The 23,844-nt window shown below is 59.7% G+C and carries 18 protein-coding genes; 7 read left to right on the forward strand and 11 right to left on the reverse strand.

Features of this window, described 5'->3' with window-relative positions:
- Nucleotides 1–167: 167 nt before the first annotated feature.
- Nucleotides 168–1,526: an anaerobic sulfatase-maturation protein gene (locus VFQ24_03615; GenBank protein ID HET9177424.1), complete on the reverse strand. Its 1,359-nt coding sequence runs from the start codon at nucleotides 1,524–1,526 to the stop codon at nucleotides 168–170.
- A gap of 178 nt (nucleotides 1,527–1,704) precedes the next feature.
- On the opposite strand from VFQ24_03615, the gene VFQ24_03620 reads away from it, so the two are divergent.
- The 3 genes from VFQ24_03620 to VFQ24_03630 all read left to right on the forward strand — a co-directional run bounded on the left by VFQ24_03620 (nucleotide 1,705) and on the right by VFQ24_03630 (nucleotide 6,247).
- Nucleotides 1,705–2,853 carry a polyprenol monophosphomannose synthase gene (locus tag VFQ24_03620; protein ID HET9177425.1) on the forward strand — a complete coding sequence of 383 codons (1,149 nt, stop codon included), beginning with the start codon at nucleotides 1,705–1,707 and terminating at the stop codon, nucleotides 2,851–2,853.
- A gap of 62 nt (nucleotides 2,854–2,915) precedes the next feature.
- Nucleotides 2,916–4,577 carry a hypothetical protein gene (locus VFQ24_03625; protein HET9177426.1) on the forward strand — a complete coding sequence of 554 codons (1,662 nt, stop codon included), beginning with the start codon at nucleotides 2,916–2,918 and terminating at the stop codon, nucleotides 4,575–4,577.
- Complete coding sequence (locus tag VFQ24_03630) at nucleotides 4,571–6,247, forward strand: glycosyltransferase family 39 protein (protein HET9177427.1); 1,677 nt, start codon at nucleotides 4,571–4,573, stop codon at nucleotides 6,245–6,247. The genes VFQ24_03625 and VFQ24_03630 overlap by 7 nt, the downstream gene beginning before the upstream one ends.
- On the opposite strand, the gene VFQ24_03635 is transcribed toward VFQ24_03630, so the two are convergent.
- The 4 genes from VFQ24_03635 to VFQ24_03650 form a co-directional block, all read right to left on the reverse strand.
- On the reverse strand, nucleotides 6,193–8,919 hold the full coding sequence (locus VFQ24_03635; protein HET9177428.1) for a hypothetical protein: 2,727 nt from the start codon (nucleotides 8,917–8,919) through the stop codon (nucleotides 6,193–6,195). The two genes, VFQ24_03630 and VFQ24_03635, sit on opposite strands and share 55 nt — an antisense overlap.
- A gap of 223 nt (nucleotides 8,920–9,142) precedes the next feature.
- Nucleotides 9,143–9,886, reverse strand: a complete 744-nt coding sequence (locus VFQ24_03640) for a hypothetical protein (GenBank protein ID HET9177429.1) — start codon at nucleotides 9,884–9,886, stop codon at nucleotides 9,143–9,145.
- 21 nt (nucleotides 9,887–9,907) lie between these two features.
- Complete coding sequence (locus VFQ24_03645; GenBank protein ID HET9177430.1) at nucleotides 9,908–10,135, reverse strand: hypothetical protein; 228 nt, start codon at nucleotides 10,133–10,135, stop codon at nucleotides 9,908–9,910.
- Between the two features lie 131 nt (nucleotides 10,136–10,266).
- On the reverse strand, nucleotides 10,267–10,695 hold the full coding sequence (locus VFQ24_03650) for a hypothetical protein (protein ID HET9177431.1): 429 nt from the start codon (nucleotides 10,693–10,695) through the stop codon (nucleotides 10,267–10,269).
- Between the two features lie 1,514 nt (nucleotides 10,696–12,209).
- Between VFQ24_03650 and VFQ24_03655 the strand changes: the two genes are divergently transcribed.
- From VFQ24_03655 to VFQ24_03670, 4 genes are all read left to right on the forward strand, one after another.
- Nucleotides 12,210–13,118: a S1C family serine protease gene (locus VFQ24_03655; GenBank protein ID HET9177432.1), complete on the forward strand. Its 909-nt coding sequence runs from the start codon at nucleotides 12,210–12,212 to the stop codon at nucleotides 13,116–13,118.
- Nucleotides 13,119–13,127: 9 nt separating this feature from the next.
- Nucleotides 13,128–13,979: a trypsin-like peptidase domain-containing protein gene (locus tag VFQ24_03660; GenBank protein ID HET9177433.1), complete on the forward strand. Its 852-nt coding sequence runs from the start codon at nucleotides 13,128–13,130 to the stop codon at nucleotides 13,977–13,979.
- Nucleotides 13,976–14,608 carry a response regulator transcription factor gene (locus VFQ24_03665; GenBank protein ID HET9177434.1) on the forward strand — a complete coding sequence of 211 codons (633 nt, stop codon included), beginning with the start codon at nucleotides 13,976–13,978 and terminating at the stop codon, nucleotides 14,606–14,608. Before VFQ24_03660 ends, VFQ24_03665 begins: the two co-directional genes overlap by 4 nt.
- A gap of 75 nt (nucleotides 14,609–14,683) precedes the next feature.
- Nucleotides 14,684–14,908: a type II toxin-antitoxin system HicB family antitoxin gene (locus VFQ24_03670; protein ID HET9177435.1), complete on the forward strand. Its 225-nt coding sequence runs from the start codon at nucleotides 14,684–14,686 to the stop codon at nucleotides 14,906–14,908.
- A gap of 34 nt (nucleotides 14,909–14,942) precedes the next feature.
- On the opposite strand, the gene VFQ24_03675 is transcribed toward VFQ24_03670, so the two are convergent.
- The 6 genes from VFQ24_03675 to VFQ24_03700 form a co-directional block, all read right to left on the reverse strand.
- Nucleotides 14,943–15,146 carry a type II toxin-antitoxin system HicA family toxin gene (locus tag VFQ24_03675; protein HET9177436.1) on the reverse strand — a complete coding sequence of 68 codons (204 nt, stop codon included), beginning with the start codon at nucleotides 15,144–15,146 and terminating at the stop codon, nucleotides 14,943–14,945.
- Nucleotides 15,147–15,368: 222 nt separating this feature from the next.
- Complete coding sequence (locus VFQ24_03680; protein HET9177437.1) at nucleotides 15,369–16,724, reverse strand: DegT/DnrJ/EryC1/StrS family aminotransferase; 1,356 nt, start codon at nucleotides 16,722–16,724, stop codon at nucleotides 15,369–15,371.
- A 77-nt stretch (nucleotides 16,725–16,801) separates the two neighbouring features.
- Nucleotides 16,802–18,205 (reverse strand): neutral/alkaline non-lysosomal ceramidase N-terminal domain-containing protein, encoded by a 1,404-nt coding sequence (locus VFQ24_03685; GenBank protein ID HET9177438.1) that lies wholly within the window; start codon nucleotides 18,203–18,205, stop codon nucleotides 16,802–16,804.
- A gap of 130 nt (nucleotides 18,206–18,335) precedes the next feature.
- Nucleotides 18,336–19,796: a twin-arginine translocation signal domain-containing protein gene (locus tag VFQ24_03690; protein HET9177439.1), complete on the reverse strand. Its 1,461-nt coding sequence runs from the start codon at nucleotides 19,794–19,796 to the stop codon at nucleotides 18,336–18,338.
- 166 nt (nucleotides 19,797–19,962) lie between these two features.
- Nucleotides 19,963–20,940: a sugar phosphate isomerase/epimerase family protein gene (locus VFQ24_03695; protein HET9177440.1), complete on the reverse strand. Its 978-nt coding sequence runs from the start codon at nucleotides 20,938–20,940 to the stop codon at nucleotides 19,963–19,965.
- Between the two features lie 15 nt (nucleotides 20,941–20,955).
- Nucleotides 20,956–23,334 (reverse strand): PQQ-binding-like beta-propeller repeat protein, encoded by a 2,379-nt coding sequence (locus tag VFQ24_03700; GenBank protein ID HET9177441.1) that lies wholly within the window; start codon nucleotides 23,332–23,334, stop codon nucleotides 20,956–20,958.
- Between the last annotated feature and the right edge of the window lie 510 nt (nucleotides 23,335–23,844).

The raw sequence follows: 23,844 nt of genomic DNA on the forward strand, positions 1-23,844 counted from the left end.
TCGAGTCCACGCCGGATAAATTCAGTACCTTCATGCACCGGCAGCCCGAGCACGTCGAGATCGCTGGCGCTCTGGGATTGGGCGTATGGGACCGCGACAAAATCGACTTTCGGCAGGCGAAGGTCTAAACGGCAACGGCGGTTTTGTGAATTCGCCGGTGAGGCATGTCAGGCTGACGGTCCGCAACACTTCTTATATTTCCTGCCGCTGCCGCAAGGGCAGGGATCGTTTCTTCCAGGCTGTCCGTCGCCGGGGCTTTCTTCTTCCCGCATTCGGACCCAGTCCATCACGTTCGCGGGCGCTTTGCCCTGCTGGAGTTCCCCGGCCATAAACCTCATGCACGGATCGATGTGGCGGAAAAACTTCTTGTATCCTGCGCACAAGTAGTTCAGGCCTTCCTCCCCGTCCGGCGTCCGGATAAAGCGGTGCTTGGGACACTCGCCGTTGCAGGCAAAGCGCACTTCGCATTCCCGGCAGTATCGCGGCAGCTTATCGAGCTTGTCCTGGCCGAATTTGAGCTGCTGGGGAGAAGTGACAAGCGAACTGAGGGGATTGTCCATGATGTTGCCCAGCTTGTTTTCCGGATACACAAAATGGTCGCAGGAATAGAGGTCGCCGTTATGCTCAATGGCCAAGGCTGATCCGCAGGTCTCGCGAAAAACACAGAGGCTGGCCGGGTATCCCATCCAGCTTTCAAGCGCCACGTCGAACATCTGGACAAAGCAGCGACCCACATCGTTGCGGACCCATTCATCGAAAATCGCGCACAGAAATTTCCCGTACTGCAGCGGCTCCACAGACCACTTTGATACCGGCGCGGACTCCTCCGATTCAGGGCTGATCAGAACCAGGCCGTCCGGATTCGGCGACTTGGCCATTCTTTCCACGATGGGAATGAACTGCATAAAGCCGCTGCCGTGCTCTCTCAGAAAGCGATAGACCTCCAGCGGATGGTGCGAATTGTGGCGCTGGACCACCGTCAGTGTGTTGAACTCCACGCCGTGCTTTTTCAGATACCCCAGGCCGCGCATTACGCGCTTAAAGGTTGGCTGCCCGCCCTTGTCCACGCGATAGTGGTCGTGCAGTTTTTGCGGCCCGTCGATTGAAAGACCCACCAGGAATCCATTTTTGGAAAGAAACTCGCCCCATCCGTCATCCAGCAGAACTCCATTGGTCTGAAAGGCGTTTTCGATCCGTTTCCCATCCGCATACTCCTTCTGCAGTTCGACGACTTTCTCGAAATATTCAACGCCCAGCAGGGTGGGCTCGCCTCCCTGCCACGCAAAGGAAACCTGAGGCACATTCTGGGTTTGGATATACTCCCGGACGTAGGTTTCCAGCACGTCTTCGGGCATGGCCCAACTGGAAGTTCCTGGGTAGAGATTTTCTTTTTCGAGATAGAAGCAGTAGCGGCAATCCAGGTTGCAGATGGGACCCACGGGCTTAGACATGATGTGGAAAGCCGTGAGCGCTGGATGCCCGGTTTGCGGCTTCTCAGCGACGCTGCTGCGGGGTGGCGGAGACATACAGGGTCAGTCTATTCCATGCGGCAAACACGTGCAACCAAGCCCCCTGTCGTCCGCAGTCCAGTGCTGATCATTCAAGCCACGGCGCTGATGCCACGCGCTGATTGACGGAAAACGGTGCGCATGCTATTTTCAGGGTCGCTTTCAGGCCCTCGATTGAAAGGATTCCAGGCCCGCAATGATTTCTGTCGTCATTCCGACTTACAAAGAGGCGGGTTCGATCCAGGATGTCATCCGCCGCTGCGGCAAAGCCCTGGCAGAGTCCGGCGAAGAATATGAGCTGATTGTCGTTGACGACAACAGCGGCGACGGGACCGCCGAACTGGCCGAGCAATTGAGCAAGGAATTCCACGTGCGTGTGCTGCGACGCGCCGGGCGCCTGGGACTTGCCACGGCCGTGGTGGATGGCTGGAAGCTCGCCCAGGGGGACTTGCTCGGCGTGATCGACGCAGACCTGCAGCACCCGCCGGAGATCCTCGTGGCGCTGGCGGCCGCTCTGCGCCAGTCTAACGCCGACCTGGCGATTGCCAGCCGCTACACCGCAGGGGGCGGGACCTCCGATTGGGAATTCATCCGCCGGGTGATTTCCGGCGGCGCCACCCACCTGGCTGCTTCCGTTTTGCCTCTCAAGCTTTCTGCAATCAGCGACCCCATGTCGGGCATGTTCGTCGTACGGGCGGCGGCGATTTCAGGCGTGGAGCTTTCACCGTTGGGCTACAAAATCCTGCTGGAAGTTCTGGCCAGAGGCCGAATCGAGCACGTCGCAGAAGTCGCTTACCAGTTTGAAGAGCGGACGCGCGGCGCTTCCAAGCTGGGCGCTCGCCAGTACGCAGAGTACCTGGCCCACCTGGTTCGGCTCGCCTTTGCCACGGGCCAGTTCCGCGCCTGGGCGTTGTACAGCCTGGTGGGGATCACTGGAGCCGTGCTGGACGTCGGCATTATTCATTGGGCGGCGAGGCGTGCCGGAGGCAGCATCGTCTGGGTCGTTCCGGTGGCCGTTGAGGTTGCACTGCTGTGGAACTTCCTTTGGAACCAGCATGTCACCTTCGCGCGCCGCCTCCGCAGTCCTTCCGGGGAAGTCGGAACCATCTCCCGTCTGTGGCGTTATCAGAAAGTGTGCCTGCCTGGGGCCGTCCTGAATGTCGTCCTCACGCTTGTTCTCGACTCACAAGGCGTGCAGTTGCTTCTCGCCGCAGTAGCCGGGGTGCTCCTCGATGGTGTCGTGAATCTTGCCTTCAATGTCCCCTCCATATGGAAAGTCTGGGGCCCGAAGCCTTCTACCCCCAGCGACCGGGTTGGAAGCCAGTCTGGAATCGAGAGTTTCTAGTTCTGAATTTTCTTGCCCTCACCCGCATCCCCGATCTTGCCGATAAATAGCTTGATCGCGCTATGCGCAAGCTCGGCGAAACTTCGGGCGGTCCTGATTCGTTGCGCGACTCTCGAATCTGGCTGATTGCGGCCATGGCTGCGGTTTTCATCCTCTCCCTGCCCAATCTTCAATATCTCATCGGCCGTGATCAGGCGACCTATTGTGTGATTGCTGAGGGCCTGCTGAAGGGCAAGCATCTCTACCGTGATCTTTGGGACAACAAACCGCCGGGGATCTTTTATCTCTATGTTCCCATCGTTACGCTACTGGGGCGGGCAACCTGGCTGGTGGGCGCGGTGGACCTGATTTGCACTTTGGCTGCTGCAGTGGCCACATTTCATTTCTGCGAGCGGTATCTGGGACCGCAGGCGGGCGCCCTCGCAGCCGTGCTTTATGCATATTGGCACGACAGGAAGGGTTACATCGACGCTGCGCAGCCGGAGGTCTTCGTCGTCTTGTTCGTATTTGTGGCCTTCTTCCTATTGCCTTGCGAATGGCGCTTTACCAAGTGGCGGAGCTTCGCTGCAGGGCTGGCGCTGGGCGCGGCTTTCTGGATCAAATACAATGCGCTTGGATTCCTGCCTCTGGTCATCTTGCTTCCTTACCTCGATACCAGACGCGTCGATGCACCTTCTCCGCGATTGTCGCTGACAATTCCAAGGCGGGAATGGCTCACCCGGACCGCTGTACTGCTCGGCGGGCTTGCCCTTACCATCGCAGCGGTCCTGGCCTGGTTCCAGCTATCGGGCGCGTGGCCGGCCATGATGGAAGTCCAGTTTCAGGTTCTGCCGCGCTATGCCGCGATGGTTGTTGAGCGAACGCCTCACTATTTTCTCTGGTCGCTCGGCCAGATCAACTTCAATCTTGGAAACTGGCCGGAGTCGGGCGTAGCACTGGCTCTGTTCATCACCTGGAGATGCCGCGACCTCCATCGCACCGCTCCAATTTTCCTGGCCGCCGCCTCAGGGCTGCTGGTAACGGCGTCCCAGGCGCGATTCAACGCCTACACCTTTGAAACCTTCTTTCCATTCTTGGCCATGCTCTGGGCCTATGTGGCCGTACAGACTTTTCAAGGCTTCCGCGCACTTTCCGGGCATTTCGTCGGCAGCGGTTGGCGCACCGCAAGAATCGGCGTATGGCTGGTCTTTATCAATTGTGCTTACTTCCCACTTCCCGTGCCGGCCATGCGCCAGGTGGAACGATACCAGGGTCTCGTGAAGTGGTGGCGCAGTCCCGAAGAGTCATATGCAAGCTACTGGTGGCCGCTGGGGATTGAACACTTCGGCGGAGAGCTTCAGGTCGTCCGTTACCTCCAAAACCATTCCGTCCCGGGCGACAAGGTCTACGTGTGGGGAACCGCACCTCTCGTGTACTTTTTATCCGGGCGCGAGTGCCCATCGCGCTTCGTTTCCAACCTCGCACTGGTTTCAGACTGGGCGCCGGCAGCGTGGCGTGAGGAACTCGTCCAGACGCTGAAGTCAAAGCGGCCGCGCTTCATCATCGTCGAACACCGTGATGCCATCCCCGCCGTTTCCGGAACCACGCTCGATTCCCAGGAATATCTCGTGCGGTATTCTGCACTGGCTAACCTGCTCCATCAGCGGTACCGTCTGGCTAAGGTCTTCAGGAACTTCACCGTCTACGCGCGGCTGCGGGCGTCAGCAGCAGGCGGCGCGTGGTGAACTCCGATCGGCCATCTTCGCGCGGCTGGTTTCACGCGGCCGGCTCAGGACGCTGGCTGGCGCTGGCACTCGGGCTAGTCCTGCTGATGGCCATTCCGAATCTCAGCTACCCCATCGGGCGCGATCAGGCGACGTATTGCGTGATCGGGCGTGGCCTTCTCGACGGAGCGCGGCTCTACCGGGACCTCTGGGACAACAAGCCACCCGGCATCTTTTATCTATACGCAGCCATAGTGAAGGTCTTCGGGCCTGCGATGTGGAGCGTCGGGCTGCTGGATATTCTCTGGTTGCTGGCCATCTCGGTCTGCATATTTCGCTTTACGGAACCAAGCCTCGGCAAGGCCGCTGCGTTCTTCGCCGTCCTGGTGAACGCAGCGCTGCACATCCGGGCGGGCTACTGGGACGCGGGCCAGCCGGAAACTTTCCTCATGCTCTTCGTCTTCGGCAGTTACTTCCTGCTTTCCGGCCGCGGCCGGGGGATGAAGCGCAGGGAAATGCTCGCCGGAGTGCTGTTCGCCGCCGCCTTCTGGCTGAAGTACAACGCCGCCGTGTTCCTGCCTTTCTTGCTACTGGCACCGCTGCTGCAGGCGGGCGAGGCCGGCGACACCTCGCTGGGGGGAAGGCTCGGAATTCCCTCTATCAATTGGACTTCCTCTGTGTTCAGGTTTGCAGCCGGCTTCCTTTTGGGCAGTTTTTTGGTCGTCTCCGGCTGCTTGTTCAGTGGCGGATGGAGCGGATTCATCGAAGAGCAATTCCAGGTGCTTCCGCGGTATGCCGCCACCGCGTCCGCCGGCGTGCCGGATTATTGGGCATGGGCGGCCGGACGCATCGAATTCTGGTTGGGCTTCTGGACGCTTGGGGCGGCGCTCGCGGCCGTCATCCTGGCCTGGAGGCAGCACCACCTGCTCCGTCTGGCCCCAGCTCTCGTGGGCGCGGCTGCCGGGTTTGCGGCGCTGGCTGTGCAGATCCGCTATCAGCCCTATTATTTTGAAACCTGCTACCCGTTCTTTGCGATCTTCTCGGCCTATCTCATTGTCCAAACGTACGAAGGTGCGCTGACGCTGGCGCGTTACTTTGCCCGCCGCAACTGGCAAGTGGCGCGCGTACTCACCTGGGTTGTGTTTGCGAACCTGGTTGGCCTCTGCGTTCCGGGGCCGTTGATGCGAATGGTGACAAACTACCGGGCGTTCAACCAGTGGCGGCAGAATCCGGTCAAGTTTTACTCCAATTATTCCTGGCCGGGCGCGGCGGAAGACTTCCACGATGTCCTGCGCGTCGTTGATTACCTCAAGCGCCATCCCGGCACCGCGAATGGCGTCTACGTGTGGGGCAACGAGCCGCTAATCTATTATCTCAGCGGCTACCGGCCGCCCGTGCGCTTTGTCTGGAACCTGCCTCTGATCGCTTCCTGGCGGCTGCCCGGCTGGCGGCGGGAACTGGTCAGCCAGTTCAGCGGGACCCGGCCCGGTTACATCATCGTGGCGAGGCGTGACGAGGTCCACGATCTATCGGGCACCTATCAGGATTCCGCCCAGGCGCTCCGCAATTTTCCGGGACTTAACGATTACCTCCGCAACTTCTATCAGCCATGCGCAGACGACGTAACGTTTGAAATCTACTGCCGCGCGCCGGGCGCGGCAACCGCCGCCTCCACCGGCCCGCCTTCCTGAATCTCCTCCGCCCGCTCGGCCCCACCGTCATCTTCGGAGCGGCGCTCGATCACCGCAACCTGCAAATCCAGCCAAAACAGAATCCCGCACAGCGCCAGCGCACCAAGCGAGACTGCCAGTCCCGCCCCAAGTCTGCGCTGCCGGTAAAAGAAGCGGACGGTGTGCTGGCCGGTGCTCGCCCGAACGGCGCGAAACAGGAGGTTGGCGCGCAGGGTCGGCACTTCCTGCCCATCAACGGTGGCGTGCCAGTTGGGATCGAACCGATCCAGCAGCACCACATAGCCGGGCCGCGAGAGCGTCACCTGCAAAGTGACGGTGTTCGGCTGGCGGTCGAACGACTCCACCTGCCCGGCGGGATACGAAGCGGCTGCGGGAGGCCCCGCTATCTCCTTCGACGCCAGCAGCACCGTGTCGCGCGCATCAAACCGTGGATCGGCCAATCGCGCCAGCGTTTCGTCGGGATTGGGTGAATAGACGGCGCTGCCTGCCACGTAGGCCCTGGGCAGGAAGCATCGGTTCTCGTAAAGATAGCTCGGAAAGGGCGTGCCATCCGCCACGGGCGCGACCTCGTGTGCCGTTTCATAACTGCCCGGCCGGCCGAGAATCTCGTAACGCACGTTGCTGCGCCCCATCAGGCATAGCGTCTGGGCGGGACTCGCGGCCTTGTGCAGCGCGAACAGCCAGAACCGGTAGAGCGGCACCGGGAAGCTCCATTCGGGATCGACGTTTGAGATGCCCTCGGCGCCTTCCAGCATGCCGCCGTGCTCCAGCAGCAGCCGTTCCTGGAACGCCGCAGGCGCGGGCGCATCAAGATTCCGTACAGCAGGGACGGAGGAGAAATCCAGCGACTGCTCCAGCGCATCGGTTGAGACGGCCGCCAGCGCCGAGCCGCCAAAAATATCGCAGTAACGGTATGGCATCGGCGACGGCGCGAAGTGCCGCAGCACCGGCGGTCGATAGGCGTAGAAAGCGGCGGGAACGGTGGGGTTGGCGGAATAATTCACCAGCAAAAGCTGACCGGCCCCGACAGCGAGTGCCAGTGGCAGCCCCAATCGCACGCGGCGGTCGCCCCGTTTGAGTCCAGCGAACCAGAGCGCTGCGCCCAGCGTCAGCCCCGCGAGGCCCGGTGCCTGCCACCGCAGCATGTTCAGGAAATAGCGCGCTGCGCCGTCCACGGCCGTGCGGCCATACGCCGCCAGAGGATGGATTCCCATGGCCGTAATGGCGTGGCCGAGCGCCCGCCCTGCGGCCAGCTCCACCCATTGCGGAGCGAGCCACGACGCTCCCCACACAAGCCAGGCCACAGCCGCCGCAACAGTCAACATCCCGAAAACGCCCGTGGCTTTTCCCGACCGCAATGGGCCCGGCTGGCGCACCACATCAATGCCCCAGCCCGCCAGCAGCGCCACCGGCAGCATCACTGGGACCAGCAGCTTGATGGGAAAGCGCACCAGCTTCAGGATAGGCAGCGCCACAAGCGCCAGCCTGTAAAGCGGCGTGAATCGCCCAAAGGCGAGCAGTAGCAGGACCAGCGCAGCCCAGCCTGCAAATCGCCGTCGGCGGTCGCGGCCCAGGGCGAAACCGATAAAGGCCAGAAACAGCGGCACAAATCCCAGAAAGAGCGACGGGAAATAAGGCTTGTTGTCGAAATTCAAAACCGGCGTCCACAGCGACGTCGCGGTGAACATGGGGTCGGGAAAACCCGCGACGAATGTTCCGATCAACTGCAGCGGATGGAGCGACCAGTAGGTGTTCTGGCTGAAAGGGAATCCGATGGCTCCGCGCAGCGAGCGATGCAGCAGCACCGTGGCCGGAAACAGTTGCACGGCAGCGAGCGCCATCATCAGCCCGCCCGAGCAGACGAAGGCCGCAAGCACCCGCAGGTTCGCTCGCGCGAGCGGCCGCCGAAAGAACCCTGCCTGAAAGAGCGCGTACGCGAAGCACAGCCCGAACGTTGCCAGCAGCGTGAATGGCTCGCCGGCCAGAAACTGCATCAGGAATACCAGCGTCAGCAGCATCCAGGACCGAATCGACCGGCCGGCGATGGCGCGGTCGGCGGCGAGCAGCGCCCACGGAATCCAGGCTGCGCAGGCGGCTTCATTATAAAAACTTCCAAGCGACAGTACCGGCCCGCTGAACATGAAAAACAGAGCCGCAAAAAACGCCGCCAGGTGCGATTGCCGCCAGCGCCGCGCCAGGCAGTATGTCCCGGCCGCGGCCAGCAGGAAGTGCAGAACAAAATGCAACTGGAAAGCCAGACGGACCGGCAGCAACACAATCAGCAGCGTGGTGGGGTAGAAGAAGAGCGCGTTGGGATTTTCCAGGATGGGCTGGCCGAAGTTCAGGTACGGGTTCCAGTAGGGCAGCGAACCGCTGCGGCAGATCTGGTGAATGAGGCGCGCGAGGGGATAACTTTGGTTCAGGATGTCGCGGTAAAACAGCATTTGGGAAGCGAACAGCACCTTCCAGAACATCAGCGCCACCGCGCCGGCCAGCATGGACAGGGCGTAATAGTCCCGGCGGTCAGGGAAAGGGGCGGCGGCGCTCAGCCCGGTTTCGGGCTCGCCGTAGGCTTGCGATGTTTCGCAAGGCCCGCGGCCAGGAAAGCTCTGGCCGCGGCTCCCGTTGCCACTCGTGCGCCGCCCGGGATTTGTGAGGGAGAGAATTCGCATAGCGGCCGGAACCAACGAGACGCCGCCACGGCGGGTCCTAATGAAGGAAATCGTCGGAATCGGCCTGAGGGTTTATGGGTTTAGTTTTGCGTGGGGTGGCACAGGCATTATGCCTAGGCTTAAGTGGTCAGCGTAGCTGGGTGGGGTTAAAAGGTCATACGGTGACGCTGAAGTACTGGCGGCACTGTCGCATCAGGAAAAGGGGGCCAGGAGACGCAGCCTCCTAAAGTCGATTCGCCAATTCCTGGAAAGCCGTAATGATAAAGGGCATCTGCGGGAGGATAGTGCTGATGTCCACATTCACACGCGGGTTATGGGCCGCTGTGTCCCCGAGGAACTTTATTCCCTTGATCTCGTGTGCTGTTTTTGGTACTAGGAATGGTATCCCATTCAGTTTTTCACGCGCAGCAGTTTCCATCAAATCCTTCAGCCCTACCCAACCGCCAGGCCGAGAGCGATCCTCAAGCAGATGTTCTTTCCCGTGCTTGGCAAATACGATAATTATCAGCTTCTCAAGAATCTTCCTGAGGAGAAACGCAGTGCAGTTCCCGTTCCTGCCAAAATTTTCTCGGAGTTCAACCAGTTCTTTCCCAAAGTCCTTTTCGAGCGATTTGGTGAGTTGTTGGGAGAAAAGCTCTTCCTCGATTTTTCTGATCTTTCCCTTCTTCTCGATGGCCCTCAGAGCGTCCTCTGGATCAACGCAAGCGAGAACCCAGTAGTTGCCGTTGTGACCTGGCCGCTTGACAGCCTGGATGATATCTTCCTTCATGAACTTCTTCATATAAGTGTGCACATGATTTGTCTTCCATCTTTTACCCGACTTGGTGAGAATTCGCGACACCACCATCTCGCTCGGCACCGGAGAGTCGAAGAAACCGCCCAGGATTAGCTTTTGCAGCTGGCCGTGCCTACTGTGGGGATCAATTGGAAGGCTTCGAGCGTTCTCTTTTAGCAGTTCTGCGGACATGAAACATCTCCTCTTTTATCGTTAGTCATCGAGGTGTCTCATCTTTTCCCCTCGAGATTTCTCCTCGACGAGCGGATATTTTTGGATGTATTCATAGCATCCTCTCGTCCCCCTGCGAGTGAGGTATTCGGCCCTTTTAAGTGCCATCCCAAGCTCGGGCGCTCCAAAATTATGGCCCGTCCCAGCCAGATGGGTGACGATTTGTGGCTGGGTCTTCGGCGTCCGGAACAATCCATCTCGCCAAAGCATTCTTAGTGCCTCCGTTGCGGTTTTGGCGACTGTAATTTTCGGATTCCTCATTCTTTTCACGCCTCCCTTTACGACCATCTCGTTGCGATGCTCTCCATTTCCGTTAGGTGGCGATAGACATTTACTCGTCATCAAGCATTGGAATACTTCCAAACCTTTTTCTTCCCTTCGACAGCCTTTTGCCGCCGCAGTTCGCGACGCTGCACGAGGTCCTGCAAGACTCCGCTCAGCGCAGTCAGTGGGTAGTGCCATCCGTGTGTCGCGAGCTCTTGCCGGACTTCACTGATGGTCCGTTGATCACGGAAATAATCTTCGTTCCTTAGCTCCAAGATGCGATCCCGCTTTGAGGTCGGGACCGCCGCTTTCTTCCTTGCCCGCCCTTCAGCTGAATCCAGGTGCGCGGCTGGGCTTTCTTCCCTGCGAACCTGCCTGTGCTCCCTGGCGAGCAACAGGTTGGTCAGGATCACCTCAAATGCTTTCAGCTTAAGCTCGCCTTCAGGCATATCGGAAACCGCTTCCTCGGCCTTACGCCTCAACTTGATCATCTGTTCCGCGTCCATCTTCACCTCCTTGTACTTGCAACAAGACCGTTATCGCGCCGCGCGACTCGGAAGCCTTCAAGCTCGCGGCGGGAACTTCTGTACGAATGAATAGGTGCCCCGTTTACCAGTCAACGCAAGGAACGGAGCAGCTTTCAATGCCATGAATATGCTCTGTCTACTGAAGTTGTAGCCTTCTTCGCGAAGCCTCGCACAGACATCTGGAAGTCTGCGAGACTCCTTGAAGAAACCACCTTTATAAAGGAACTCAACACTCCCGGAGGGCTTGGTAGCGTAATCACCCGGTGATGGCTCCGCAGAGGCACGAGTCATCGCGTGTACTTTCCGAGCCGCCACGGCTTGGACCTCTACTTCGCCGACGTACGTCTGGCCCTCGTGCATAATCGTTAGTTTGACCAACATCTGACTTTCCTCCACTCCGGGGCTCATTCGACTTGCAATTATCTTCCAATTTGCCCGTCAGATTTGAACAGATTCTCTCTCCTGCAAACGTCAATTGACGCCATTTAACAATATACACTGAGATTTTATATATGTCAAACGATATATGCGTAAAATGTTTAGGGTATCTAAGAGCCGATGCTATTTCATCACGGAACGGATCTTTCCCACAGCAGACCGAATTCGGCGGTCTGCGGTATGGATCGAGTCAACAGCTTCTCGCCCGAGGTGGCGCTGTGACAGCTCGGCATCGTGGTGTAACTAGCTGCATGAAAACATGTTGTCTTGAAAGCTCGGCTTTCGTCCACCGCCTGAGTGACGTTGCGCTGGTGTGGCGAAGGGGCCTACTGCCAGGTTCGAACAGCTGCGAACGCAAGGGAAGTTTGATGGGTTGGAGATGCAGACAGGTCGATTAACATTTAATATAAGGAACACTTAACAACTGCTTAAGCGTGGTCTTAGCTTTATACCGATCATAATTAGCACAAACTAATAGTGATACTTATCACAATATGTGCTGGTCCTTCAGAGTCTTGAGATATCGTAAATTATTACGTTCGTAAAATTCAATGTAATCTCGCAGCCCAGGCTATTTCATCACGAAACGGACCTTTCCCACAGCGGACCGAATTCGGCGGTCTGCGGTTTGGACCGAGTCGACAGCTTCCCGCCCGAGGTGGCGCTGTGACAGCTCGGTATCGGGGTGTAACTAGCTGCATCAAAAGCTGTTGTCTGGAAAGCTCGGCTTTCGTCCACCACCTGAGCGACGTTGCGTTGATGTGGCGAAGGGGCCTGCTGCCAGGTTCGAACAGCTGCGAACTCAAGAGAAACGTGATTGGTTGGAGAGCTCTAGGGCAGAAAGTGATTTTAATGCGGGCCCGCGTCAGATCCATACCGTTCTCGAAGAGGACGAGCCGAGGCGCCTGCTCACCCAGTACCCAGCAGATTGTTCAAGGCAGACCCGGCGGTGACGGGCTACGTCCCGGACCTGGCCATTTTCCCAGGTGTCTACCCAGCCGTTTGGCTGATGTGGAAGCATTGCAAATCCTCCAGAATGGTTCTGGAGGTAGAAAATGCAAAACGCATTGGTAAGTCTTTCAGACGAGCTTACAAAGCTCGTTGAAGAGTTTCAGTCTGAAGTTGTGGCTGTCCACGCGCGTCCTCGATACCCATCGAGCGGCGTTCATTTGAGGCCGGGGCTGGTGGTAACGGCGGACCACACCATTCGCCGGGAAGAGGACATCCAGGTGACGCTCGACGGCGGCAAGACGGTCAACGCAACGCTCGCCGGCCGCGACGGCGGAACGGACCTTGCGCTGCTGAAGGTGGATGGCCTGGGCTCCCCGCACGCTCGGACGAATGACGGCGAATCTGCGCGAGTGGGCGAGCTGGCGCTGGTGCTCGGACGTTCGCCGGATAGCGGCCCGAATGCCAGCCTTGGAATCATCAGCGCCGTTTCCGGCCCCTGGCGCACCTGGCGAGGCAAGCGCCTCGACCAATACATTCGTCTTGACGCAAATTTCTTTCCCAATTCATCCGGGGGCGCGGTAATTGATGGCCGGGGGCGCCTGGTGGGAATTGCCACGGCGGGCCTTTCGCGGATTGCAGGCCTGGCGATTCCGGCTGCGACGGTCAACCGCGTGGTCGATGCTCTGCTCGAGAAGGGGCATGTGCCCAGCGCCTACCTGGGCGTGGGCGTTCAGCCGGTTGGCATACCGGATGCCCTTCGAACCAAGCTGTCGCTGGCGAACAGGAGCGGAGTGATGGTGGTGAGCGTCGAGCCTGACGGCCCAGCCAGCCGGGCAGGTGTGTTGCTGGGTGACATTCTGGTGAGCCTGAGCGAAATACAAATCGAGCAGATTGAAGATCTTCAGTCTGTTCTAGATTCGCTGGGAGTTGGCAAGGCGGCCAAAGCGCGGCTGATCCGCGCCGGAGCGCTGCTGGAAGTGACGATCACATCGGAGGAAAGGCCGGGAAAGTGAGGTACAGGCATGGCGCTCTATGGATTCGGCGAGATTGCCGAACAGTTGCGCCGGTCGACCGTCGAGGTGAAGAGCGGCCGGCGCGGGCAAGGGTCAGGATTCATCGTAAAATCAGATGGGGTCATCGTGACCAACGCGCACGTGACAGGCAATGCCGGGCTTTCGGTGCGGCTGTGGGATGGGAGTTCATTCCCGGCGCATCTTGCGGCGCGAAGCACCCGGCGCGACCTGGCTCTGCTTGAAATTCCTGCGCGAAATCTCATGCCTGCCACGCTGGCGAATTCGGATGAATTGCGGGTGGGCGAACTGGTGATGGCGGTGGGCAATCCGTTCGGGTTTACTGGGGCCGTGACCACGGGCATTGTCCACGGCATTGGACGCCTGCCGGGCCTGGGGCCGACCAAATGGATCCAGGCGGACGTGCAACTCGCGCCGGGAAACTCGGGCGGTCCATTGGCTGATGCGCGCGGGAACGTGGTCGGCGTCAATACAATGATCGCAGGCGGGCTGGGGCTTGCGGTGCCAGCCAACGCAGTGGCGCGCCTCATGGCGGGGGACCTTGAGCAGGCGCCGCTGGGCGTGGTGCTGCGTCCCGTAGTGGTCAGAGTGTCGGGAGCGGAGCGCCTGGGACTCCTGGTTCTTGAAGTGGTCCCGAACGGCGCGGCGGAATATTCTTCCTTGAGCGCCGGCGATATTCTAACCGGAATCGAGGGGCGGGCGATCAAGTCGCTTGACGACCTCGAGGAGAAGCTTGAAGGCAGTGGCGAGCGGCTGTTGCATCTGCAATTCGTCCGGGGCGATCCGGGCAAGGTTCGGAATGTGACGGTACGCCTCGGCGCTCCGCAGGCGGTCATGGCATGATTCGCGTGCTGGTGAAAGCATCGTCCACGATCGCCCGGGCAGGCCTCGAAAGCCTGGTCAGAGAGCATCCAGGTTTTCAATTGATCAGGGATTCGCCCGGCGGCGGTTCTGCGGGCGGCGCGGAATCGCTGGCGGACGTTCTGGTTGTCGAAGCAGAGAGCGTGGCTGACGACTCCGCGCGGGAGGCTTTGGACTGGGCAAGCGCCAACGGGGCGGTGGTCCTGCTGGTTCGGAACCTCGCCAGCGAGTCAATTGCTGAGGCGCTGCGCGAAGGCGTCAAGGCGGTGCTCCCAGCGGGCTTGACGGCGGCAGAAATCGCCGCAGCCATCGAGGCAGCAGCCGCAGGCCTGGTGGTGCTGGATGGGATTGGCGCGGAGGCGCTGGTGCGCTCGGCGGCTCCCGTTGGCGGCGGCGAGGTGAAGCCGTTGATCGAAGCGCTAACGCCGCGCGAGATCGAAGTGTTGCGCCTCGTTGCCGCAGGGCTGGGAAACAAAGAGATTGCTTCGCGTCTCGAGATTTCCGAGCACACCGTCAAGTTCCACGTGGCGTCTGTAATGGGCAAGCTGGGCGCCTCAAGCCGTACCGAAGCCGTGACTCTCGGAATCCGCCACGGCTTGATTATGATTTGATCCGCAATCCGGGACAGCCACGCCCTGGCGTTCCGCTCCCCCGCGAATGGGTCAATGGTGTGGTAAGATGAGGGCGTGAAATTGTTCACTTATCCGATTACGGTGGAGCGCGAAGGCCGTACCTATTACGCCTACAGCGAGGACTTTCCGGGCGTGTACGGAATCGGGAAGTCTATCGAGGAAGCCAAAACGAGCATCCTTGAAGCCATGCGGATTTATATCCGCGAATGCCGCGCCCGCCGAAAGCCCGTGCCTCGCGCCAGGACGGTGTATACCGAAACTGTATCGATAGCTGTCTAGGCTTGAGCAGGCGTGTCCGTGATTTGTTAGTTTGTTAGCCCTTCAGGAAGTTGTCTTCGGTAAATCCCGCGTCCTTAAGAATTCTCAGGAACAGCCCGCGAGGGATATCTCCCTTGTGGACTGGAATTACCAGCATGCGCCGCGAAGGGTGATCAAGTATCAGATGGGAACCCTTCTGCCTCTGCTGAACGTACCCCTGCTTTCGCAGAAATCGAAGAAGTTGTTTCGCAGTCGGCATAAGGCAAAAAATCCGCGTTCCCTTAGCGCGCCTCGCCGTTGCCGGAGTGTGGCTGAGCGCAGGCGCGCGCTGCGGCTGGGCATCGCGCTATTTTAGCCACACTAAGCTTCGCTGAACAAGGCGGATTCCTCTTCACCCTCGCGCTGGCGAGGCTCCTCGGGATGACGGGGCTGAATGCGCTGCCCATCATAGTCAAGAGAGACTCGACCTTCTTGCGAAGGGTTACGCCTGGGAGCGGGCGAGTGTGCCGGCCTGTTTCTGGATTTTTCTGATGGCCTCTGCGATCTGGTCCATGTCGCTCCGGGGGCCCAGGAACATGGTTTGTTCGAGCCACACCGCCCGTTCGCAGAGCTTGTCGTTTTCAGGGCAGTGGTTCCGCTCCGCGTACTCGGCAAGTTCCTTCTGGGTGTAAATAGCCTTGAAGGCGCGCGAGCCGAGGGCCTCTTTCAGGAAAGGTTCCTTGTTCAGCGGCGTATATCCACCGGAAGCTGGAACGCCTTCCGCCTCGAGCGCCTTCAGGAACCGCGAGCGTGGCAGGCCGGCAAAATGCGCGCTGTCATAATGGAACATATAGAGATGGTAGGCGTTCCGGGTGCAGCCGTCGTACATACGGGCGGGCGAAATTCCGGGAATCTCCTTCAGTTGCTTCGTCAGGTATTCGGCGTTCTCAGTCCGCCTCCGGCTTTGAGCTTCCAGGCGGGTCAATTGCTGCAGCAGGAGCGCGCCCTGAAATTCCGTCATGCGGAAATTCGCTCCGTTCCGCACGTAGCTCAAACCCGAATTGTATTTCCCTCGGCCCTGGTTGTGGAAGCTCAGGCAATATTCGTAGAGATCGTGATCGCTGGTGAGGATGGCCCCGCCTTCGCCGGAGTTCAAATTCTTTGAGGCCTGGAAACTGAAGCAGCCGAGATTGCCGAGCGTGCTCACCTTCTTGTGCCGCCACTCGGCCAGATGGGCCTGGCAGGCATCCTCAATGACAAAGAGCTTATGCCGATTTGCTACATCGAGAATGGCGTCCATGTCGGCGGCCGATCCGCCCAGATGAACGGGAATGATGCAGCGCGTCCGTTTGGTAATGGCAGCCTCGACCTTGCGCGCGTCAATCTGGAAGGTTTCGGGATCGGTATCAACAAAAACCGGAAGGGCGTGCTGCAGCAGGACGATGTTTACCGTCGCCACAAAGGTGTAGGGCGGCACGATAACTTCGTCGCCGGGACCGATGCCCAGCGCGTTGGCCGAGGTCAGCAGCGCCGTTGTGCCGCTGGCAGTGGCCAGGCAGTATTTCGCGCCCAGCAGCCGCGCCCAGGTGGTTTCAAACTGGTGCGCAAAGTGGCCGTCCAGCCGGTTCCATTTGCCGGTCATCAACACCTGCATCCAGCCCTTTTCGTCGTTCTGCTCGATCACGGGCCATGATGGAAAGAGTTTTGTCCGTACGGGGCTGCCGCCCAGAATCGCCAGGCCCGCGCCTGCCGATGATTTCGGCGGAGCCTTCGGAAAGGCGTTTGCAGGCGCTGCCAGTCCCGCAGCCACGCCGACCGCGCTCCCTAGAAAATCACGACGTGTAAGATTGCTTTTCATATTTCCTCCCTGAAATTCCGCTTGAAATACGGGGATGCGTCTCCCGCTTCGCGGGATCAGCATGACAGATCAGAGTCTCACTGCTCCCGGAGCTTTCCAATCACCTGGTGGACCTCGCCGATGATGGTTTCTTCAATGCCGGGAGCGAACGGGCCGGGCTGCCCATAGTAGATCATCGCTCCACCGCCTTCGTAACCGCCTTCCTTAAGGATTCGTTCCGAAGGAATATAGGCAAAGACATCGTTGCTGTACCCGGCCACCCAAAGCTTGTCCGCTCCCAGTTCCTTCTTCAACCTCAAATCGTAATCGACGACCACCTCGCCCGCCAGGCCGACCAGGGTGAGGCTTCGCCCGAATTGCCATACCTCGAGCGAATATGGATAGCTGGATGGCACATGGCCCTGCTGGTCAATAATCTTCAGCATGTCCTCGGCATGCTTTCGAACGTAAATGTCGTCGCTCTTGAGCCGTGATTCATAGTCCGCGCGGGTTGGCGGGCCGGCGAACTGGACGGGGAAGACCTTAAACGCCGTCCTGAGCGGCCCGGTGATCGGAGCCAGAGGACCGCCCGCCGCCTTTTCGACTGCTGCGGCCATTTCCTGGCCGTGTTGCTGCGCGAGTGGCACTCCGCTTCGCTCCTTGTCCCAGCGCGGATAAGGATTGGCGTCTGCTCCGCATCCCTCCACAAACATGGCGACCGCGCCGCCGTAGCGTTTCTCCAGCCGCTGCTGGGCAAAGCCAGCGTAATCGCCGCTGAACTTGTAAAAATTTGAGCCGATGGTGGTGTTGTGGCAGGCGTAACCGAAAAGGATGCCGAGGATTTTGCCGCGCTGATTGCGAACAACCAGGACGGGAACATCGTGATCCACGGGACCGTCCCGGTTGACGCCTCCAACGTACCCGGCGGCGGTTTTTACGCGGCGGTTGATGGCGAAATCGGCCTGCCCATGGCCAAGGCTGAGCGTGGCCGGCCGCAGCTTGTGGAGAGCTTCTCCCACCACTTTCACCATCTGGTCCTCCAGATGGCCGGTGTATGCCTGCACGGCTTCCCACTGTTCGGCGTTGATGCCGTGCTCGCCTTCGTATGCAACCGACAGCATGTTGCCGATCACCGGCCCGGAATGCGTGTGCGAGGAGTTCAAAAACAACTGATCGCGGCTGAGGCCATACTTCTGCTTGACACGGCTGGCGACTGCTTCGCTGACGGGCCGAGGAAGTCCCAGCAGGTCGGTGGAAACCAGCACGGCACGGCGGCCTGTCTCGTCTTCGAGCGCCAGGGCCTTGGCGTGCAACTCGAGAAGCGTTCCCTCGGAGGCGTGGGTCCTGGCGGCATAACCGGCCATCCAGAGCGGGCCGTGGGGCGTAATGTTGATCTTGGCGAATCCCGCTTTCCAGGCCGCGCGAGCAGGAAGGGCCGCGCCAACGAGCAGCACAGAGAGCATCAAAGGAATTGCGGTGTTGAACAACCTGGGATGTCGCAAAGTCTCCTCCTCGCGCGCCGGCAGCAAAAATTTGTCTGCCTTCCGGCCGGTCTTTGCACGACTTGCAAATAATATGCGTACCCAGGCCATTTGCAAGAGGCGCGGCGCGCTCGCGGGCTTGTGCGCTACGTCAGACGGCGCTCAGGCCCAAGCCGCCGAGCCTCTCGGTGTGCAGTTTGCCATCACGCACCTCGAACAGCCCGGGAAATTTTTTCAGCCACGGCTTGTTGGCTGCCGGCACGTACTCCCGCCCATTCGACTCCAGCAGATTAATCGGTGCAACGTGGGCGGCGATGCCTGCGGACTGTATCAGCGACGCTCCAGGGCAGGTGAGGTCCTGCGCTGACATATACATTTTGAACTTCTGCGCGGCGGCGTTCAGCAGCACGGTCTGGCTCTGCCCCTTGCAGGCCTTGAGGGCCACGCCCGTATATCCAAGCTTGCGGCCCCGCAAAAGCGCGTCGTAGCCGGTCAGCGATTCGTCCATCACCACGGGCTTCAGCTTGGAGACTTCGAAGAGCATTTGTGACGGATTGTCGATCAGGTCGCGCGACTCCGGCTGCTCGAGATAAAGGATGCGCTCGTAGCCGCCGGGCGACTTTTCCTTGATGCGGCGGATCGATTCCATCAGGTAATCGGCGTTCGGGCACCCCTCGTTGAAGTCCAGCGTGTAATACCAGTGGCGGACGCCGCGGCGGGTTTCCGCCTCCGTCGCTACACGGTCAATGCGCAGCACCCGGGCGACATCGGGTCCGAGATTGTTGCCGTCGAGCTTGATTTTGAAGTGCGTGAGCCCGTCCGCCACAATCCATTCAGCAAGCGTTTGCGGCAGTCCGTCATTCAGGCGCTTCTTAACGTCGGAAGCATCGATCGGATCAGAGGCTCCCACGGAATGATTGCACCACACCCAGGACTTGGGCTTTTGCAGCAGATACCGGCTGGGATACTCGCCTTTGAATTGCGGCGCGAGGTAATGGCCGAGGTCATGGCTCATGAACTCCGGGCCGTAGGTCTGGTAGCAGTTGAGGCCGTGGGCCTTTCCGAAAGCATCGTGGATGGCGGCGTCAAAGGCGCTGGCGGTGACCAGCGTGCAAAGTTTGGGGATGGGCTGGCCAAGATTCGATTCCTTGGTGACCTCGTCCGCCGCCCGCAGATATTCCGGCTCGAGCGCGAAGTTGATGTCAACGGGGTGGCCCGGCTGGTTGTAATCCGCGGTGATTTTGGAGATGCGCCCGGCCAGCCGCTTCATGGCCTCGAGCGTGGCGTCGTAGGAGAGCGTTTTCGACGGGAAAGCCCATTCATTGCCCATCGTCATGGAGCCGAATCCATGGGCCACGCGGCCGCCAAGGGTCTCAACGGTGCAATGAACGTCGAGGAGCGTCACTTTATCAACGCTGCGCCCGCCGAATTCATAGGGAGTGCGATAAGGGAAGTCCTCATAGCTGACGCGAATCTCCTTCACGCGAATGTCGCTGGGTTTGCGCTTTGGCGCGGCCATGGTGATTCCCGCTGCCAGCGGCGAGAGCGATGCTGCCGCGGCAGAGGCAGCTTTCAGAAAATTCCTCCGCGTGATTTTACAGCGCGGTTGCAAACTCACCTCCTGTTAAGGGTTGCTGAACAAATGTCCTCGCCGGTCATTCCGAGGGCGTTCTTCTTTATCGCCCCGAGGAAGCTGCTTTGTTTTAAGCGCACAGAGCAAAAGCAGATTCCTCGCTTCGCTCGGAATGACGGAGTCCAAAGCGTCTGTAAGCAACCCGTTAAGCCCCTCCATAGGCCTCGTGAATGACCGATTTAATGTAATCCAGATTTTCTTTGATCGCTGCCATCACTCTGGGAACTTTATCACGCGACAGCACAATTCCCGATGGGTGAGAGTAGCCGGGAATTCCATACTCATGCTGGTAAGAGATGGGGCCATGGAAATCGGACTTGGCGAGGAGTTGGAAAAATTCCTTCCAGCGGGACATCCCCTGGCCCATGGGGCAGATTTCAGCTCGCCACTCGTGAGGCCCGGTGCTTTTCCAGACAAAATCCTTGGCGGCCACCATCTTCAGACGAGGCATGACGAGATTGGTTGAAACTCTCCATCCGCTTTCTCCGCCCTCGATGGTGGCCTGGCACAAGTCATAGTAGTAGCCGCACCACTGCGCATCGAGCGGTTCGATTACCCTTGCCATGTCCCAGATGGCTTCGCCGATATAGCGAGGGTGATTATGATACCCCACCTGGATCCCGTGGTCCCTGGCCAAATCGACGAGGGTGCGGAACTGCCGCCCGGCCTCGTCAACCTCCTCCACAACGTTGATCAGCTTGTACTTGTAATATCCCGGCTTCAGATAGGGGATGTGAAGTTTGCTGGCCGTGCTGATGATCGGTTTCGCTGTGGGATCATCGCCGGAGAGCAGCTCGGTTGTAATCATTGGGACTTTAAGCCCAGCCTCCCGGATGGCCTCCACCGCCTTCGGAAGATCGGTCTCCGCGCGCTCGGGAAGGACGTGGCCCTCCGGGCGTACGGTCAGGTCGATCCCGTCAAAGCCCGCGCGCCTGGTGCTCTCCGCCAGCTCCTTCCAGTTCAGTTGCGGGACGGGCTTGGAGAATAAACAGAGGGTGCCCCGGAACGGCCCGCGTGTGGCCGCTGCCGCGGCTGTGCTCCGCGCCTGAAGCGCCACAGTTCCCCCCAGCGCGCCAGCCGACGATACCTTTAAGAATTCACGTCTGGAAATATCTTCGTCCACTGTGTTTTTCCTCCTTCAGGGCAGACCAAAGCACAAGATGTTGGCACCGACTGTAAGCGCCACGTACTGTTTTCCGTTCACCGTGTAAGTCATGGGCGATGCCTTGTTCAACCCACTGGTTGGGAAGCGCCAAAGCGTCTTCCCGTTGCGGGCATCGGCAGCCACAACGTAGCCGCTCGGATCGCCATAAAAAAGAAGCCCGCCTGCGGTCGCCAGGATTCCCGAATCCTGCTCTTCCGCATCTGTGTCTGAGCCGGACCCGAACTGCTGGACCTCCCACGCTGTTTTCCCAGTGTCGATATCGATCGCGCGCAGATATTTCCTCGCCGGCTCTGCCTTGAGGTTTTCGGTGTTCCGGCGGCGGGACGAGAGCCTCACCGTACACGCATCCAGCGCCATCACATAATACAGGCGGGTGAGGGGACTGAAAGCCTTGGCGTTCCAGTTGGTTCCAATTCTCGGGCAGACCGGGCCGCTTTCGGGCAAAAGCTGGGGACGCCCGTCCGCGCCGATGCCGCTCGCCCATGTCACTCGCGCAAACGGGCTAGCGAGCAGAACTTGGCCATTCGTCCGGTCGAGCACGTAAAAAAAACCATTCTTGTTCGTGTAAAGCAAAAGCTTACGAGGCTGCCCCTGATAATGGGTATTGACCAGCACCAGCGGCGCGGTGGCGTCCCAGTCATGAACGTCGTGTGGCGTGACCTGGTAATACCACTTCAGTTTTCCAGTCTCCGGCTCCATAGCCAGGATGCAGTTGGTGTAAAGGTTATCGCCCGGCCGGATGCCTCCATTCGAGTCCGGGTAAGGATTGCCGGTGGTCCAGTAGAGCGTGTCGGTTTCGGGATCATAGGAGCCGGTTAGCCAAGTGGCGCCGCCTCCCACGTTTTTCGGCAGATTCCCGCCCCAAGTCTTCACCTCAGGATCGCCGTCGTCTGGAATGGCCCGGCGCCTCCAAACGAGTTGGCCATTCGAGGCTTTATAGGCGGCCACGAATCCGCGCACGCCGGGCCAGTCGCCGCCGGAAACACCAGCGATCACCATGTCCTTGACGATCAACGGCGCCACGGTTGAGCCATAGTTGGTGAGCTCTCCGGGCGGCATGACCACGTCCCAAACGGGCTTTCCCGTGGTGCGGTTCAAGGCGATCAGATGCGCATTCTGCGTCACCTTGAGAACCTTGTCGCCGAGAATGGCCACGCCGCGATTGGTGCCAAGCGCCGCGTCTCCCACGTTCAACTCCGGCGGGCGCGGACGCCGGTAGTCCCAGATTTGCTGTCCGGTGCGGGCGTCGAGCGCGAAGGCCTGGTGCGGGCCCGTTGCGTACATGATTCCATCCGCAACGATTGGCGTGGTCTCCACGCCAAAATGCTCCATTTTGCTGCGGAAATAAGCCGTGTCAGGAGGAAGCTGCTTCCACAGCGGTACCGTAAAGATCCACTTCAGGCGCAACTGGTTGATGTTTGATGGGTTGATCTGCGCAAGCTCGCTGTATCGGTTCCCGCTCAGATTGCCGTTGTAAGTCAGCCAGTCGCCCGGCCGGGGATGGAGAATTCGGGAGAAAGGAACGTCGCCCTCGCCCGAGGGCCCGCTGCCCATGGCCGCCGTGCCCGGCTTTACACCGGCGAGGCCGCTGAGAAAGGCGACGAGGTCCTGGAGTTGCTCAGCGCTTGCTTTGGCCGGAGGCATCTGGGATTCGTGGCTTTCGCTGAGGGCTGAAATCTCGTCCATCGGCAGCAGGTGGAACTGCCCCTTCAGGTCCTGCACAACGATCTCAAAATTGCTGCGGCTCCGCGCAAAACCGCTCAAGGTGGCTCCGTCGCGCAGGCGCGCCGTCACCATCTGATAGCCGGGAGCAATATGCTCGCTCGGTTGCAGCAGGCTCGACCGAATCTCCTCAGTGGTCATCTCGCCGCCAGCATCAGACAGATCGGGCCCCACGGCTGATCCCTTGCCGTAAACCATGTGGCAAGAGGCGCATTGTCCCGCGCCGAAGAAATACTCTTCCCCGGCCGCGCGATCGCCGCGAACGCTGTTTTCAGCAGCCGGCGAATTCAACGAGTGGACCAGCGCGGCAAGCGCGTCCAATTCGCCGGCCGGCAGGGTGTTGAACGCCGGCATGCCTCCGGTGGGAATTCCGTCGTGAATTGTGCGACGCAACCAGGAAATTGAGCGTCCTTGCAGCCTGCGGTTGGCTGCCAGGGGAGGCCCATACTCGCCGCCCCGCGCGTCCACCCCGTGGCAGCCGGAGCACTGCGTTGCGTAGATGTCGCTGCCTGGCGTCTTTGACTGGCTGGCAGGCGTTTGGCCCCTTAGCATCGCCAGGCTAAAGGCTACGGCCACGAGCGCCGGGCCAGCCGCCCGCCGGAGTCGTGATTTGCGGATCCGTTTGCGCACCGTTGAACAGAACCTCGTTGACAATGTCCGGGTCTCCAGAGCCGACGAAATAAGTTAAGCGCCGGTCGGTTGCGCCAACTCTTACCGGAGGTTTATCTATCCCGGCGCGCGGCTCAGGTCCGTTTTCTGCCGTAGCCGGTCAGGGCATCGCAGGCAGTAATTATTAGCTTTCTTTTTCCCGTGCATCCCGAGACCGGCTCCCATTGTACTCCTGGGTTCAAGAATGTAGACGTTTTCTGCTGGGGGAGATCGAATTAGCGCAGGCGCGAGCCGTGGGGACAAGGAGAGAAGTCCGGAGCCGGAAGGCGGTAGGCGGCAAAACCCCGTCCAAGCGTCGAAACCCCCGAAGAATGCCGAAAACGACGCTTCAAAGCAACCTTTCACCACCCGGATTGCGTCAGAAAGTAGTCCTGGCGTTTGACTATGGCCTGAAGAATTGGTGTGCCATGCCTCGGTGCCGCCGGTAATTGGCGCCTCCTGGCCTTGTTATAATGTCCGGCTTGATACCAG

Source organism: Terriglobia bacterium, from assembly GCA_035712365.1.
GTDB lineage: Bacteria > Acidobacteriota > Terriglobia > UBA7540 > UBA7540 > SCRD01.

Excerpts from the sequence above, each read along its gene's own strand:
- VFQ24_03665 (HET9177434.1), top strand. The coding sequence starts at position 13,976 with ATGATTCGCGTGCTGGTGAAAGCATCGTCCACGATCGCCCGGGCAGGC.
- VFQ24_03635 (HET9177428.1), bottom strand. The coding sequence starts at position 8,919 with ATGCGAATTCTCTCCCTCACAAATCCCGGGCGGCGCACGAGTGGCAAC.
- VFQ24_03615 (HET9177424.1), bottom strand. The coding sequence starts at position 1,526 with ATGTCTCCGCCACCCCGCAGCAGCGTCGCTGAGAAGCCGCAAACCGGG.
- VFQ24_03625 (HET9177426.1), top strand. The coding sequence starts at position 2,916 with ATGCGCAAGCTCGGCGAAACTTCGGGCGGTCCTGATTCGTTGCGCGAC.
- VFQ24_03660 (HET9177433.1), top strand. The coding sequence starts at position 13,128 with ATGGCGCTCTATGGATTCGGCGAGATTGCCGAACAGTTGCGCCGGTCG.
- VFQ24_03650 (HET9177431.1), bottom strand. The coding sequence starts at position 10,695 with ATGGACGCGGAACAGATGATCAAGTTGAGGCGTAAGGCCGAGGAAGCG.
- VFQ24_03655 (HET9177432.1), top strand. The coding sequence starts at position 12,210 with ATGCAAAACGCATTGGTAAGTCTTTCAGACGAGCTTACAAAGCTCGTT.
- VFQ24_03640 (HET9177429.1), bottom strand. The coding sequence starts at position 9,886 with ATGTCCGCAGAACTGCTAAAAGAGAACGCTCGAAGCCTTCCAATTGAT.
- VFQ24_03680 (HET9177437.1), bottom strand. The coding sequence starts at position 16,724 with ATGAAAAGCAATCTTACACGTCGTGATTTTCTAGGGAGCGCGGTCGGC.
- VFQ24_03620 (HET9177425.1), top strand. The coding sequence starts at position 1,705 with ATGATTTCTGTCGTCATTCCGACTTACAAAGAGGCGGGTTCGATCCAG.
- VFQ24_03675 (HET9177436.1), bottom strand. The coding sequence starts at position 15,146 with ATGCCGACTGCGAAACAACTTCTTCGATTTCTGCGAAAGCAGGGGTAC.
- VFQ24_03645 (HET9177430.1), bottom strand. The coding sequence starts at position 10,135 with ATGCTTTGGCGAGATGGATTGTTCCGGACGCCGAAGACCCAGCCACAA.